Source organism: Rhizobium sp. 11_C7_N12_5, assembly GCF_051811145.1.
GTDB classification, from domain to species: Bacteria; Pseudomonadota; Alphaproteobacteria; order Rhizobiales; family Rhizobiaceae; genus Rhizobium; species Rhizobium lusitanum.
In genome coordinates this window covers 1,832,558-1,846,743 of record NZ_JBPWPY010000001.1, presented here as the reverse complement: position 1 = coordinate 1,846,743, position 14,186 = coordinate 1,832,558, and the positions used below count along the sequence as shown (strand labels likewise).

The 14,186-nt window shown below is 60.9% G+C and carries 15 protein-coding genes; 8 read left to right on the top strand and 7 right to left on the bottom strand.

Going from position 1 to position 14,186, the window contains the following annotated elements; all coding sequences use genetic code 11:
- The 3 genes from AB8B29_RS09175 to serB are packed head-to-tail and all read right to left on the bottom strand — an operon-like array spanning position 1 to position 2,058.
- Positions 1–573, bottom strand: coding sequence for a GNAT family N-acetyltransferase (locus AB8B29_RS09175; protein ID WP_037202874.1), 573 nt, complete (start codon positions 571–573; stop codon positions 1–3).
- The gene (locus AB8B29_RS09170; protein ID WP_037202675.1) at positions 570–1,133 is read right to left on the bottom strand and encodes a GNAT family N-acetyltransferase; all 564 of its coding nucleotides are present in this window, start codon (positions 1,131–1,133) and stop codon (positions 570–572) included. The genes AB8B29_RS09175 and AB8B29_RS09170 overlap by 4 nt, the downstream gene beginning before the upstream one ends.
- Positions 1,134–1,167: 34 nt before the next feature.
- Positions 1,168–2,058 (bottom strand): phosphoserine phosphatase SerB, encoded by an 891-nt coding sequence (gene serB, locus AB8B29_RS09165; RefSeq protein WP_113119336.1) that lies wholly within the window; start codon positions 2,056–2,058, stop codon positions 1,168–1,170.
- Here serB and miaA point away from each other — a divergent pair.
- Complete coding sequence (gene miaA / locus AB8B29_RS09160; RefSeq protein ID WP_113119335.1) at positions 2,057–2,953, top strand: tRNA (adenosine(37)-N6)-dimethylallyltransferase MiaA; 897 nt, start codon at positions 2,057–2,059, stop codon at positions 2,951–2,953. The two genes, serB and miaA, sit on opposite strands and share 2 nt — an antisense overlap.
- A 9-nt stretch (positions 2,954–2,962) precedes the next feature.
- On the opposite strand, the gene AB8B29_RS09155 is transcribed toward miaA, so the two are convergent.
- Entirely contained in the window at positions 2,963–4,999 is a 2,037-nt protein-coding gene (locus tag AB8B29_RS09155; protein ID WP_113119334.1) for a helicase HerA domain-containing protein, read from the bottom strand.
- A 328-nt stretch (positions 5,000–5,327) separates the two neighbouring features.
- On the opposite strand from AB8B29_RS09155, the gene AB8B29_RS09150 reads away from it, so the two are divergent.
- The 3 genes from AB8B29_RS09150 to AB8B29_RS09140 all read left to right on the top strand — a co-directional run bounded on the left by AB8B29_RS09150 (position 5,328) and on the right by AB8B29_RS09140 (position 8,923).
- Complete coding sequence (locus AB8B29_RS09150) at positions 5,328–7,121, top strand: acetolactate synthase 3 large subunit (protein ID WP_037202671.1); 1,794 nt, start codon at positions 5,328–5,330, stop codon at positions 7,119–7,121.
- A gap of 101 nt (positions 7,122–7,222) precedes the next feature.
- Positions 7,223–7,795, top strand: coding sequence for an acetolactate synthase small subunit (gene ilvN, locus AB8B29_RS09145; protein WP_037202670.1), 573 nt, complete (start codon positions 7,223–7,225; stop codon positions 7,793–7,795).
- Positions 7,796–7,888: 93 nt separating this feature from the next.
- On the top strand, positions 7,889–8,923 hold the full coding sequence (locus AB8B29_RS09140; protein ID WP_047639865.1) for a capsular polysaccharide export protein, LipB/KpsS family: 1,035 nt from the start codon (positions 7,889–7,891) through the stop codon (positions 8,921–8,923).
- 2 nt (positions 8,924–8,925) lie between these two features.
- Here AB8B29_RS09140 and AB8B29_RS09135 read toward each other — a convergent pair whose 3' ends face one another.
- On the bottom strand, positions 8,926–9,771 hold the full coding sequence (locus AB8B29_RS09135; RefSeq protein ID WP_047639864.1) for an aldo/keto reductase: 846 nt from the start codon (positions 9,769–9,771) through the stop codon (positions 8,926–8,928).
- A 217-nt stretch (positions 9,772–9,988) separates the two neighbouring features.
- Here AB8B29_RS09135 and AB8B29_RS09130 point away from each other — a divergent pair, with 217 nt between their 5' ends.
- Positions 9,989–10,582, top strand: a complete 594-nt coding sequence (locus tag AB8B29_RS09130; protein ID WP_047639863.1) for a LysE family translocator — start codon at positions 9,989–9,991, stop codon at positions 10,580–10,582.
- On the opposite strand, the gene AB8B29_RS09125 is transcribed toward AB8B29_RS09130, so the two are convergent.
- Together AB8B29_RS09125 and AB8B29_RS09120 are read right to left on the bottom strand one after the other, a co-directional pair.
- Positions 10,574–11,050 carry a DUF2269 family protein gene (locus AB8B29_RS09125; protein ID WP_092574196.1) on the bottom strand — a complete coding sequence of 159 codons (477 nt, stop codon included), beginning with the start codon at positions 11,048–11,050 and terminating at the stop codon, positions 10,574–10,576. The genes AB8B29_RS09130 and AB8B29_RS09125 overlap by 9 nt on opposite strands.
- 2 nt (positions 11,051–11,052) lie before the next feature.
- Complete coding sequence (locus AB8B29_RS09120) at positions 11,053–12,342, bottom strand: SDR family oxidoreductase (RefSeq protein WP_113119333.1); 1,290 nt, start codon at positions 12,340–12,342, stop codon at positions 11,053–11,055.
- A gap of 137 nt (positions 12,343–12,479) precedes the next feature.
- Here AB8B29_RS09120 and nthA point away from each other — a divergent pair, with 137 nt between their 5' ends.
- Genes nthA through AB8B29_RS09105 form a run of 3 tightly spaced genes read left to right on the top strand, consistent with a single transcriptional unit; the run spans position 12,480 to position 14,123 of the window.
- On the top strand, positions 12,480–13,109 hold the full coding sequence (nthA, locus tag AB8B29_RS09115) for a nitrile hydratase subunit alpha (protein WP_037202665.1): 630 nt from the start codon (positions 12,480–12,482) through the stop codon (positions 13,107–13,109).
- The gene (gene nthB, locus AB8B29_RS09110; protein ID WP_047558016.1) at positions 13,106–13,765 is read left to right on the top strand and encodes a nitrile hydratase subunit beta; all 660 of its coding nucleotides are present in this window, start codon (positions 13,106–13,108) and stop codon (positions 13,763–13,765) included. The genes nthA and nthB overlap by 4 nt, the downstream gene beginning before the upstream one ends.
- On the top strand, positions 13,752–14,123 hold the full coding sequence (locus tag AB8B29_RS09105; RefSeq protein ID WP_113119332.1) for a nitrile hydratase accessory protein: 372 nt from the start codon (positions 13,752–13,754) through the stop codon (positions 14,121–14,123). The genes nthB and AB8B29_RS09105 overlap by 14 nt, the downstream gene beginning before the upstream one ends.
- Positions 14,124–14,186 lie beyond the last annotated feature (63 nt).

Sequence of the window (14,186 nt, the reverse complement as noted above, 5' to 3'; positions counted from 1 at the left end):
TCAGTTTTCCGTTTGCCGCTGCGACCGCCACTCGGCGGCACGCAGGCGGTAGACGACGTGGCGTCTTAATTGCGGATGCGTGTCCGGGATCTGCGGATGGTCGAAGTCGATCGCCGGATCAGGATGCATGCCGATCCTTCGCATGACCGCCAGGGCGCGACGGTTGTCGTGAACGGCGATCGACAGGATTTCATCAAGCTTCAGCGTCGCGAAGCCGTGGCGCAGGACCGCCAGACCCGCTTCTGTGGCATAGCCATTGCGCCAGTGGCGTGCTGACATCCTCCAGCCGATTTCCACCGCGTCCTTCGGCAAATAGGGATCGAGCTGCGGCTTCGACAGCCCGCAAAGGCCGATCGCTTCGCCGCTCTGCTTCAAAGCCATCACCAGAAGATCGAAGCCGGGTTCCGGGACGATGCTCCGGATCATGGTGAAGACGGTATCGGCATCTGCTCGACTGCGGCGAAAGGGAAAGAACGCAAGCACGGCGGGATCGGAGCTGAGCTCGTAGAACAGATCGCGGTCCTCTTCCCGGCAGGGCCGGAGGGTCAGCCGGGACGTCTCGAGGAGGGTCATCGCCCGACGCGCCATTCATCCGCAGTCAGGCGGTAGAGCACGTGCCGTTTCAAATGTGGGTAGGTGTCCGGCACGTTGGGATGGTCGAAATCGCCACCGGCGACGCGATGCATGCCGATCCGCTCCATCACGGAGGTCGACCTGGTATTGTCGTGCACGGCAAAGGAAACGATCTGGTCGAGACCGAGCTTTTCGAAGCCAAGCGCGAGCAGCGCCCGCGCTGCCTCGCTGGCAAATCCCTTGCCCCAGTAGCGAGCCGCGAGCCGCCAGCCGATTTCGATTGTGCCCTTGGCTATGGGGGGCTCAAGGTGATCGACACGTGCCAGCCCGCAAAAGCCGATCGTCTCGCCGCTGGCTTTTTCCTCCAGTGCATAGAAGCCGAGGCCGGTTTCGGCGATCATCGAGTGGACGCGGTCGAAGAAGGCATCGGCTTCCGCACGGTTGCGGCGGAAGGGAAAGAACTCCATCACAGCCTCGTCGGAATTGATCTCGAAGACCAGATCGCGGTCCGTCTCGCGCCAGTTGCGGATGATGAGGCGTTCGGTTTCGGTGATGATCATCGATGGCACCCGATATTGGCGGCTTCCGCCGTTTCTATGGTTTGATGAAGTCGCTCTTTCGATAGCCCTGGAGATAGAGCAGGGCGGTCAGATCGCCGTGATCGATGCGCATGCGAGCCTGTGCCGAAACCGTTGGTTTGGCGTGCAGTGCGACACCGGAGCCGGCGAGCTGCAACATGCCGAGATCGTTGGCGCCGTCACCGACGGCGAGCGCGTCGTCGGTCAAAATGCCGAGTTTTTCGGCGATCTCGGTCAGCGCATCCACCTTGGCCTGCTTGCCGAGGATCGGTTCTTCGACGAGGCCGGTGAGGACGCCTCTTTCTTCCAGCAGGATATTGGCGCGATCCTCGTCGAAGCCCAATGTCGCGCCGATGCGGTTCGTAAAGACGGTGAAGCCGCCGGAAACGAGGGCAGTGTAATACCCCTTCGCCTTCATCGTGGCGATCAGCTCAGGACCGCCCGGCGTCAGGGTGATGCGTTTTGCGATGACATCGTCGACCACGGAAATCGGCAGGCCCTTCAGCAGGGCCACACGCTCGCGCAGGGCGGGCTCGAAGGCGATTTCGCCGTTCATGGCGCGGGCCGTGATGTCGGCGACCTTCTCCTTCAGGCCGACTTCGGCCGCGAGTTCGTCGATGCATTCCTGGCCGATCATCGTCGAGTCCATGTCGGCGATCAGCAGTTTCTTGCGACGTGTTTCGGCTTCCTGGATCACCAGGTCGATCGGCGCGCCGCCCATGACGGCGAGGATGTTGGCTTCCGCCGCCCGCAGGTCGGCATCGTCGCGCAGCGCGATATCGCAAGCGATGCCGTCGGCCAGCCAATAGAGCCCTGAGGCCTTGACGGCATCTGCTGCCTGTTCAGCGATGGCCGGAGCAAGAACGGGATTTGACGGATTGGCAATAAGCGTGGCAACGAAGGCCATGAGCAGAAACCTTGTGAGCGATATCGACGCGATCCTGATAACCGGGCCGACCGCCAGCGGCAAGTCCGCACTGGCGGTTGAATTGGCGCGTGCGCATGGCGGCGTGGTCATCAATGCCGACAGCATGCAGGTCTATGATACGTTACGCGTGCTGACTGCTCGGCCTTCGCAGGCGGATATGGAGGGCATTCCGCACCATCTTTATGGTCATGTGCCGGCAGCGCAAGCCTATTCCACCGGCGTCTGGCTGCGCGAGGCCGCCGTATTGGTGGAACGATTGCGCGATGAGGGGCGAATGCCTGTTTTCGTCGGCGGAACAGGGCTTTACTTCAAAGCGTTGACAGGTGGCCTTTCCGACATGCCCGGCATTCCTCTTGAGATTCGTAACCGTCTGCGCGCGCGACTCCTGGCGGAGGGAGCCGAGGCGCTGCATCGCGAGCTTGCCGATCGCGACGGTGCCGTTGCTGAAACTCTCAATCCTCAGGACGGCCAGCGCATCGTTCGCGCCCTGGAGGTGATCGAAGCGACAGGCCAATCCATCGCCGCCTTTCAGGGGAAGACCGGGCCAGTCGTGATCGATCCTGAGCGCGCCCGGAAGATCGTGGTGTTGCCGGACCGTGCCTTGCTGCACGAGCGCATCAACAGCCGCTTTGAAAAGATGCTGGCGATGGGGGCTGCGGACGAAGTGCAGGCTCTGCTGGCGCTGGAACTGTCGTCGGAGATGCCGGTCATGAAGGCGATCGGCGTGTCGCAGATTGCCGCGATGCTAAGAGGCGAGATGACGCGAGAGGACGTTCTGGAAACCGGAGCGGCAGCTACACGGCAATATGCCAAACGGCAGATGACGTGGTTTCGCAATCAGATGGACGAAAGCTGGGAGCGCATCAGCCCATAGGCTGACCGATCAATCCTTGTCGTAAAGACTGCTCAGCGGCTTCTTCAGGATACTGTCACGCAGCGAAAGGCCGGGCTCCCGCCGCAGGGACGGAGCGGGGTCTCTCGTCGGCATCGCGCGAGCGCCAGCCGTGTCGTCGCCACGGATTTCGCGGCGCAGTTCCGCGAGCTTGCTGTCGATCGATGTCTGCATGGAGGCCGCCGTCTGCGGCAGAGCGTCGGCGCGCGGCAGCATGTCCGGGCGATAGGGTTCAATCGATGGCAAGGTCGCCTCGATCGGGCGCCTTGCGGATTGTTCGATAGGGGCATCGCCAAGATCGTTCCTGATCTCAGGCGTAACTTCACTCGCGGCATTGTAGCTCTGCTGCAGGGCGGAAATATCGGGAGCGGAAATCGAGCGCATGCGGCTGACAATGGTCCGCAGGTCGACGGTATCAGGCGATTCCTCGCTGGCTTTCGCCACGCTGCCATTGGCTTTCGGCAGCAGATTCTCCGCCACGCGGGAAAAACGCATGCGCATCGGCACGGCAATGGCTTCGCCGAAGGCGATGGCTTCGCCGTTGCCTATGGATGATAGAAAGCTCGTCGTCGATATGGAGGAGTTCGGTATGGCCGAACGGATGATTTCCTGGTCGCGATCATTGGCAAGGCGCATGGCGAACAGCGTCGAGCATTGCGACAGGATCGTCTGGTCGAGCTCGCCCGGACGCTGGGTGATGATGCCAAGCGAAACGCCGTATTTGCGTCCCTCCTTGGCGATGCGGGAAATGGCCTGCCGAGTGGGCAGGAAGCCGAGCGTCGGATCGGCGGGGATATAGCGATGCGCTTCCTCGCAGACGACGAGCATATGGATCGCGCCATCGCTCCAGAGCGTCAGCTCGAACGCCATGCGGCATAGGACTGACGCGACGGAATTGACGACTTCCGAAGGAATTCCGGCGAGCTGGAAGGTGCAAATCGGCTTACCATCGCCCGGAATGCGGAAGATCTCGGCAATGGTCTCCATGATCGTATCGGTGATCGTGTTGTTGGAGAACATGAAATTATAGCGCGGATCGTTGATTGCCGAGATGACGCGCATTTTCAGCGAGCGCAGGTGCGGCTTTTCCTGGCGCCCCTCCAGCCGTCCGATGCGTTCGTCGATGAGCGCCAGCAGGTCGGCCATGCGATAGGGAACCGGCGTATCCGCCGTCACCGATGCTTTTTCCGACTGGCGACGCATCAAGGTTGAATCGCTGCCGCGAAAGGCGCGTTTTGCCTCCGGAATGAGATCGCGCAGCGCATCGAGCTCTTCCGGTACCGCCGGACGGCCACGGAAGACGACTTCGCTGAATTCCTCGAGCCGCATCAGCCAGAAGGGCAGGTCGAGCGTATCGGTATCGATGACGACGGAGTGCCTCGGAAAGGCGGCGGCGAATTCGTTGTGCGGGTCGAGGATCAGCACCCGCAGCTTCGGATCGGCGCCGATTGCCTTATGCAGCAGAAGCGAGACGGCGGTCGATTTGCCGACGCCTGTGGAGCCGACCACGGCGAAATGTTTCGACAGCATCGACGGGATGTGGATGGCGGCATCGATGCTTTCGTCCTGCGTCAACTTGCCGATGACGCAGCTGCTGTCTTTGCCGGCATCGAAAATACGCATCAGGTCGCTGGCGCGGATGCGATGCGCGATGGCGCCGAGATAAGGATAAGCGGAAATGCCGCTTGAGAATTCCTCGCGGCCATCGGGCTCGACACGGACTTCGCCCAGCAGCTCCACTTCGATACGGAAGAGGTTGTCCTGCTCTTCGCCCCAGCCGATGTTGCTGGTGTTCATGGCGTAGACCATGGCTGCGACGCGATTGGCCCCGACGCTGATGGAGATCAGCTTGCCGACCGACCAAAGTTCCGTGAGATCGGTGCCGCCATTCTCGGCGACGGCGGCAATGGTCGCGCTAGAGCCGTTGCACGCGACAACGCGACCGAGAAAGCGATTTCCCGGCTTTAGTTTGTCGCGGCGATCAAAATCTCCAGCCTTGCCGGACGTCTGCAGATCATTATTGAGCAAACGGCTACCTCGAGCGTTAGATAGCGGAGCATAGGGTCGGCGGCTTAACAAAATCCTGTCGGCAAGCCATGCTTTTTACTTGGATCGGGAGAGGGCGCGATTTTTTATTGCTTGATGCGTTGACGCTTCGAAATTTTCTGTCTATCACTCGACCCCATGAAAATTTCGACGGTTCTTATCGTGGTGGGAAAGCGCATGGGCAGGATGGTGTAACCATCCGGCGACAGCCACCCATGCGCTAGACGACAGGCTCCCCAAGGAGCCTTTTTTTATGCCCGAAATCGAGATTTCATCTTTCCAAACCTCCAGCAGATAGCGGAACAAACGTATGACCGGCACAGATAATCAGGCGAGCGACAATCGAATGACAGGCGCGGAGATCGTGTTGCGGGCGCTCAAGGACAATGGCGTCGAACACATCTTCGGTTATCCGGGCGGCGCGGTGCTTCCGATCTACGACGAGATTTTCCAGCAGGACGATATCCAGCACATTCTCGTACGCCACGAGCAGGGCGCCGGTCATGCGGCCGAAGGTTATGCCCGCTCGACCGGCAAGGTCGGCGTTATGCTGGTCACCTCCGGTCCCGGCGCAACGAATGCGGTCACGCCGCTGCAGGACGCGCTGATGGACTCGATCCCGCTGGTCTGCCTGACCGGTCAGGTTCCGACCTCATTGATCGGCTCCGACGCTTTCCAGGAATGCGACACGGTCGGCATCACTAGGCCCTGCACCAAGCACAACTGGCTGGTCAAGGACGTCAACCAGCTCGCAGCCGTCATTCACGAAGCCTTCCGTATCGCGCAATCAGGCCGTCCAGGCCCGGTCGTCGTCGACATTCCGAAGGATGTCCAGTTCGCTACCGGCACCTACACGCCGCCGGAAGCGCATGATGTCCAGAAGAGCTACCAGCCCAAGGTTCAGGGCGATCTGAATAAGATCAACCAGGCCATCGAACTGATGAAGAATGCGCGCCAGCCGATCATCTATTCCGGCGGCGGCGTCGTCAATTCCGGCCCCGAAGCCTGCAAGCTGCTGCGGGAGCTGGTCGACTTGACCGGCTTCCCCATCACGTCGACCCTGATGGGCCTCGGCGCTTATCCGGCGTCCGGCAAGAACTGGCTCGGCATGCTGGGCATGCATGGTTCTTATGAGGCGAACATGGCGATGCATGATTGCGACGTCATGGTCTGTATCGGCGCGCGCTTCGACGACCGCATTACCGGCCGCCTGAACGCCTTCTCGCCGAATTCGAAGAAGATCCATATCGATATCGATCCGTCCTCGATCAACAAGAACGTTCGCGTCGATGTCGGCATTCTCGGCGATGTCGGCAATGTTCTCGAAGACATGGTTCGCCTGTGGCGGGCACTGCCACAGAAGCCTGCGGCGGATCGTCTTGGCGACTGGTGGGGGAACATCGCCCGCTGGCGCGCGCGCAATTCCTTCGCCTACAAGCCGAGCGACGATGTCATCATGCCGCAATATGCCATTCAGCGCCTCTACGAGCTGACCAAGCATCGCGACACCTACATCACGACCGAAGTCGGCCAGCATCAGATGTGGGCGGCGCAGTTCTATGGCTTCGAGGAGCCGAACCGCTGGATGACCTCGGGCGGCCTCGGCACCATGGGCTATGGCCTGCCGGCAGCGCTCGGCGTGCAGATCGCCCATCCGGAGAGCCTGGTCATCGATATTGCCGGCGATGCCTCGATCCAGATGTGCATTCAGGAAATGTCGGCGGCGATCCAGCACAACGCGCCGATCAAGATCTTCATCCTGAACAACCAGTACATGGGCATGGTGCGCCAGTGGCAGCAGCTGCTGCACGGCAACCGCCTGTCGAATTCCTATACGGAAGCGATGCCCGATTTCGTCAAGCTGGCGGAAGCCTATGGCGCGGTCGGCCTGCGTTGCGAAAAGCCCGGCGATCTCGATGCGATGATCCAGGAGATGATCGACGTCGACAAGCCGGTCATTTTCGATTGCCGCGTTGCCAATCTCGCCAACTGCTTCCCGATGATCCCCTCGGGCAAGGCGCATAACGAAATGCTGCTGCCGGACGAAGCCACCGACGAAGCCGTCGCCAACGCCATCGACGCCAAGGGCCGTCAGCTGGTCTGATCGAATGGCCGGGGCGCGGCAGACGCCGCGTCCCGGACCGTCGAGCTTACCAATGTCGTGTTGGCATACCGAACAAGAACAGAGGAAACGGAACAAGGACAATGAACGCACACCTTCAACCCACGGGCTCCGCCTACTTCATCTCGCCGGAAACGGCGGCAGCGGAGAGCCACACGCTTTCGGTGCTTGTTGACAACGAGCCTGGCGTGCTTGCCCGCGTCATCGGCCTGTTCTCCGGTCGCGGTTACAACATCGAAAGCCTTACGGTTTCGGAGACCGAGCATCAGGCACATCTGTCGCGGATTACGGTGGTAACGCGTGGCACGCCGCAGGTGCTAGAGCAGATCAAGGCGCAGCTTGAACGCATCGTTCCGGTTCACCGCGTCGTCGATCTCACGGTGCGTGCTCGCGAACTCGGCCAGGAGCGGCCGATCGAGCGCGAAGTGGCGCTGCTGAAGGTGACCGGAAGCGGGGAGCTGCGTGCCGAAACATTGCGGCTGGCAGACGCCTTCCACGCCAAGGTAGTGGACGCGACCGTCGAGCACTTCATTCTCGAGATCACCGGCAAGTCGTCGAAGATCGATCAGTTTATCGCCATCATCAAGCCGCTTGGTCTTATCGAGGTATGCCGTACGGGCATCGCGGCGATGAATCGCGGCCCGCAGGGTATGTGATACCTATCCGTCGTTGACCGGTTTGCGGGCGTCGCCTAGCCTTTGCGACGCTCGGGCCGGATCGATGGCCGCATTTGCAGCGGGGTAAGAAGGGTGGCATTCGTCGTCGGGGAAATTTTGCCTGATCTCGGCGAGAAGCATTGGCATCCGCCGGCCGGAATGCGCCTCGGCGCTACCTTCTTCGTGCGTAACGACTTCCCTTGGCTCGGTCACTATTTCGGTTCACAGAAGTTCGCATCCACCCTGTCGCCTGGCATAGGCGGCATCGTTTCCTGGGGTGGTCGCGTGCCGGCCAAGACGGCAGCGGCGATCGCCCGGTTTCGTCGGCTGCCGCACTGGCATCTGGAGGACGGCTTTCTTCGTTCCGTCGGCCTCGGCAAGGCCGGGACCATCCCGCTTTCCATCGTCATTGACGATCTCGGACTACCTGTCGATGCGAGCCGGCCGTCGCGCCTGGAGCGTCTGATCGAGGGCGCCGGCGAGGCGGGCGAGCTCGGCCGGGCCATTCGAGAGCAGATCATTCTCAACAGGCTCTCGAAGTACAATCACCTGCCGCATCGGCCGCCCCAAGTCGAGCGGACGGGCAAGCGCCGCATTTTGTTGGTCGACCAGGTCGTCGGCGATGTCTCGGTTGGCAGGGCGCTCGGTTCGCAGGCCTCCTTTGAGCGGATGCTTGCCGATGGGCTGAAAAGCGGTGCGCAATGCCTGATCCGCACCCATCCCGATGTCATGGCGGGACTTCGTAAGGGATATCTTACGTCTGACGCTGCTGCGAAGGGTGGGGCGGTACTGATCGATGATGCCGTTTCGGTGGCGTCGATCCTGGAGGTCATCGACGAGGTCTGGACGGTTTCGAGCCAGTTCGGTTTCGATGCGCTGCTGCGCGGCATTCCGGTTCGCTGCTACGCCGCACCCTTCTATGCCGGCTGGGGTGTGACGCAGGATCATTTCGGCGTCTATACGAAAGCGGCGTTGGCAGGCAGGCGCACGAAGCTGCGATCAGTCGACCAGATCGCAGCTGCCGCCTTTTCGCTTTATCCGACCTATCGCGATCCGGCGGACTGGCGAGAGATCGCCGTCTTCCGGGCTATCGAGCTGATCGTCGCGCAGCAGAGGGCGGCGGCCTGAGCCTACAGCATTTCCAATGACTTCTTTCGCGATGGCGGCGGAAACGCGGCATCGAGGACGGCCCAGTCCTCGTCGGTAATGTCGAGGTCTACGGAGCCACGATTTTCCTCGATGCGCTGCGGGTTCGAGGATTTCGGAATAGCTATCACGCCATCGCGGTCCAGCAGAAAGGCGAGAGCGATCTGGGCAGGGGTGGCCTGGTAGGTTTTGGCGATGCGGATCAAATCCGGATGGTGGGTCAGCCGGCCCTGTTCGATAGGGGAATAGGCCATGATCGGGATGCTGCGTTCCTGGCACCAGGGCAGCAGATCATATTCGATGCCGCGTCGGGCAAGATTGTACAGCACCTGGTTGGCGGCGACATTGCCGCCGTTCGGCACGCCTAGAAGCTCGTCCATATCGGCAACGTCGAAATTCGACACGCCCCAGGCTTCGATCTTGCCGACCGCCTTCAGGTGTTCGAAGGCTTCCACCGTCTCGGCAAGCGGATGATTTCCGCGCCAATGCAGCAGATAAAGATCGATGCGATCCGTCTTCAGGCGCTTCAGGCTGCGCTCGCAGGCTTCGACAGCACCTCTGAGGCTTGCATTGGCCGGATAGACCTTGCTGACCAGGAAAACCTCGTCGCGCCGCCCCTCGATCGCCTTGCCGACGATCTCCTCCGAGCCGCCATCGGCATACATTTCGGCAGTGTCGATCAGCGTCATACCGAGATCCAGCCCGATCTTCAGGCTGGCGATCTCATCCCGGGCCTGGACGGCATTGTCTCCCATGTTCCACGTTCCCTGACCGAGTGCGGGAACCGTGACACCGGAGGGTAGGGTGACGGTAGGAATGGGGTCTCGCATGGTATGTCCTCACTGCAGAGAGCGGAAGGATAGTTTCATTCCGCCGGATTTCAATCGACACGGCTGATGTCACCGTGACAATCGCATTATGGCTTTCGGATTGCGCGCGAATTAGTGTCAGCCAGACATGCGTCGCCATACTCGGCGTGCATGACAAGAATCACGAGAAAAATTTTGGAGGCCGTTCTTGTCACAATACGGTGTCCGGGGAGGCTTTATGGCGCTGGATACATTTCTGGCTCTTCTTCTGTTCGCATTCACGACCTCGATCACGCCGGGGCCGAACAACATGATGCTGTTTACATCGGGCGTGAATTTCGGCTTTCGGCGCACCATCCCGCATATGCTCGGCATCGGCGTCGGCTTTTTCGTGCTGCTGATTGCCGTGGGGTTGGGATTGGGCGCGCTTCTGCATACCGTGCCGCTGCTCTATACCGCGCTGAAATTCGCCGGCGGGGCTTATCTCGTCTGGATTGCCTGGAAGATCGGCACGTCGCGCAGCCTCAGCGAGCGCGAAAGCGGTGCCCAGCCTATGAGCTTCATGAGTGCCGCCGCCTTTCAATGGGTCAATCCCAAGGCCTGGGTGATGGCCGTCACCGCCATGGCGACCTACACCAATGAGCAGCTCTATCTCTTCAGCGTGCTGCTGGTCGGCCTGGCTTTCGCTGCTGTGAATGTTCCGAGCGTCTCGACCTGGGCCGGCTTCGGCTCGGCGCTGCGCGACTGGCTGTCCGACCCAGTTCGCCTCAAATGGTTCAACATAACAATGGCGGTGCTGCTGGTGCTCAGTCTCTGGCCAATGCTAAAATAGCGCTATGGATGGTTTATTGAGCATCAGCCAGAATATGCCGACTACGGAAAAAAATGCGGGAAAGCCGCAGGCGAACCAGACACGGTAGAGCCGGTGATAGGCTGAGGGCAGCGGCAATCCTGCCGCTGACGCGGACCGTGCGAGATTGCGCAGCCGGATTTGTATCCAGACGACCGGCAACCAGAAAATCCCTGTGAGAACGTAGAGCAGCAGGGACAAGGCGATCCACCCCTCCTGAAGCGACCAGCCGATCGATTGCGCCAGAAGATAGCCTGTTACCGGCTGGAGAATGGCAGCGGTCGCGGTGAAGATGGTATCGGCGATGACGACCGTGCCAGCGACATGTGCAATGAGTTTGGGATCACCGGTGCGATGCGCCATGACCATGAAGAAGGCGATGCCCGCGCCTGTGCCAAAAAGCACGGTGGCGCCGACGACATGCGCGAGACGAAGAAATTCCTCCAGCAGCATCAGCGTTCCTCCAATACCGCAAGTGTGGCAACCGTCAGCAGGATCGACGGCAGGACTTTGACAAGCGGCCCGAGCGGATCGAGCCAAAGGGATGGTTCGAGTAAGGTGCCTCCGGCGAGATAGGCGAGCGTGACCGCGAGCATCCCGTATAACGCCGTGCGCGCGAACGGCCGCACCAGGATCAGCACGCCGAGGGCCATGTCGATGAAACAGGTTGCGATCGTCAGCGTCGTCGCCATGTCCTGAGACATAAAGGGCAGGAAATGCCGGCTTGCGGTGATCGGAGCCAGTATTGGCACAATTCCGGACACTATCCAGAACAGCGCCAGGCCAGCGATCATCAGGGGCTTCAGCAGGTAAAGACGGGCGGACCACACATCCTGAATGCCGGAAGGATTGGCGTCGAGTATCTCCGCCGCCGTCGTCAGACGCTGGCTGAGACGATGTTGCGCACTCCGACGGCTGAGAACACCTTCGGACATCACCGCCATAGCGGTGGAGCGGAGCGGAGAGCGCCATCCGAGCCGTCCGGCGATATCGGCAGCCCATGTGACCGGTCTTGCTAGGCCGGCCGGTATAGCTACGACTGGCACTGGCGCTAGGCCAAGCCAGTTTCGATGAAGTGTGACCAATTCGCGGAGCGTCAACACATCGTCGTTGGCAAGATCGATATCTGCGCCGGATGGAAATTGACCGGCGATTGCTTTTGAGACGGCCGCTGCGACATCATCGACCGAGATCGTTTCCATCGGGCTTTGGGCATGGATGAGCGGGAAGGCAAAGGGCATGGCGGCAAGCGCGCGCAACAGTGCCGTACCACCATGCGCATTACGGCCGAGAACAAGGGCGGGTCGGAGGATCACATGGTTGAGCCCGCTGGCCGCAAGTGCCTCATCGGCGTTGCGTTTTGTCGTCAGGAATGGTTGCTCCTTGCCGCCGCCATCGGTACGCGCGGAAATCTGCACGATGAGGTCGATCGCCGATTGTTTGGCTGCGACATAAAGGGCGTGCATCGCCCTTTCCTGTGTGGCGGCAAGATCGTCCGAAAGCCCGTCCTGAAGCGCGCCTGCACAATTGATAGCGGCCTGATGACCGCTCAGCGGCACTTGCCAGTTCGAAGGATCCGTCATCGTCGCCAGATCGGCTTTGATCCAGGTGATCGAAGGATATTTGATCCGCGCCCGGCTGGGATTGCGGGCAAGACCCGTAACCAGATGCCCTTCCGCGTGCAATCGCGCCGCGACCGCTGAGCCGATGAAACCAGTTGCGCCGAGAATCAGAATGTTCATGACAGGCAGATTAGCCAAAAGCGCTAGCAAAGGCAGTGGGTTGCGGCATCCAGGCGCGGTTGAAACAATGAAGAAGATGCTTGGCGACCGTCTGGCTAAAGCTTAAGCTCGAGTCCCATCCGATAGGGAGATCCATGATGCACGATCATGACGACCACCATCACCATGATCACGACAACAGTTATTCCGACATGCAGGCGCGCGTGAAAGCGCTGGAAACGCTGCTGACGGAAAAGGGCCTGATCGATCCGGCGGCGATCGATCGCATCGTCGAAACCTATGAAACGAAGATCGGGCCGCGAAACGGGGCGCAGGTGGTGGCAAGGGCCTGGAGCGACCCCGCCTTTGCCGACTGGCTGCGGCGTGACGCGACGGCAGCGATTGCGAGCCTCGGTTTTACCGGCCGGCAGGGCGAGCATATGCGCGCGGTGTTCAATACGCCGGATACGCACAATCTGGTCGTTTGCACGCTTTGCTCCTGCTATCCATGGTCCGTGCTCGGGTTGCCGCCGGTCTGGTACAAGGCGCCGGCCTATCGTTCGCGTGCGGTGATCGATCCGCGCAGCGTGCTGGCCGAATTCGGCCTGACGCTGCCGCAGGAAACGAAAATCCGTGTATGGGATTCGACGGCAGAGCTGCGCTATCTGGTCATCCCGCAGCGGCCCGCCGGCTCTGAGCGTCTGGACGAGGCTGAATTGGCCGATCTCGTCAGCCGCGATGCCATGATCGGAACGGCGCTCGCCAGATCCCCGGAGGCAGCGATATGAACGGGCCGCATGATCTCGGCGGGCAAATGGGGTTCGGCCCGGTTGCGCCGGAACCGAACGAGCCGTATTTCCATGCCGAGTGGGAAAAACGCGCTCTTGGCATCACGCTTTCCTGTGGTGCCTTTGGGGCCTGGAGCATCGACGAGAGCCGGCATGCGCGCGAGAATATTCCGCCGGCCAACTATCTTGCCGCCAGCTACTACGAGATCTGGACCCGAGCCATCGACATGCTGCTGGAGCGGCATGGTTTCGCGACGGCCGAGGAGTTGCAAACCGGCCATTCTCTCCAGCAGGGTGCGGTGCCGAAGCGGGTTCTGAAGGCTGACATGGTCGATGCGGCGCTCAACAAGGGTGGCCCTTGCGATCGGCCCGTTGATTCCGCACCGCTCTTTGCCGTCGGCGAGCGCGTGCGCACCAGGAATTTCAATCCGACTGGCCACACAAGGCTGCCGCGTTATGCTCGCGCCAAGGCCGGCGTGGTCGAGGCCGTACAAGGCTCCTTCGTGTTCCCCGATGACAATGCCCATGGCCGGGGCGAGAATCCGCAATGGGTCTATACCGTTGTCTTCGACGCGCTGGAAATATGGGGCGAGGGTGCCGATCCCTCGCTCACGGTCTCCATCGATGCCTGGGAGAGCTATCTTGAGCGCCTGTGAGATCGTCTCGCCTCTGGCGCAATCGCCTGAAATGCCGAAGTCCGATGATGGCGCGCCGGTTTTTCCCGAGCCGTGGGCTGCCGAAGCTTTCGCCATGACCGTGCATCTGCATGAGAGAGGCTTGTTTGCCTGGAGCGAATGGGCGGAACGGCTTTCGGCCGAGCTGCACAAACCGGGCCGCGCGCCTGACGGCAGCGATTATTTCGATTGCTGGGTGGCGGCTCTCTCCGGCCTGCTGGTGGCGAAAGACATTGCTGATGCGGACGTGATCGCCGACCTGCAGAGAAGCTGGCAGCGGGCGGCGGAGGCCACGCCGCACGGCAAGCCGATCGTTCTGGAAAACGATCCGCAGCGCTAGAGCAGTTCCAGGAAAAGTGCGCAGCGGTTTTCCGTTCGGAATTGCGTAAAACAACTGCCTAAA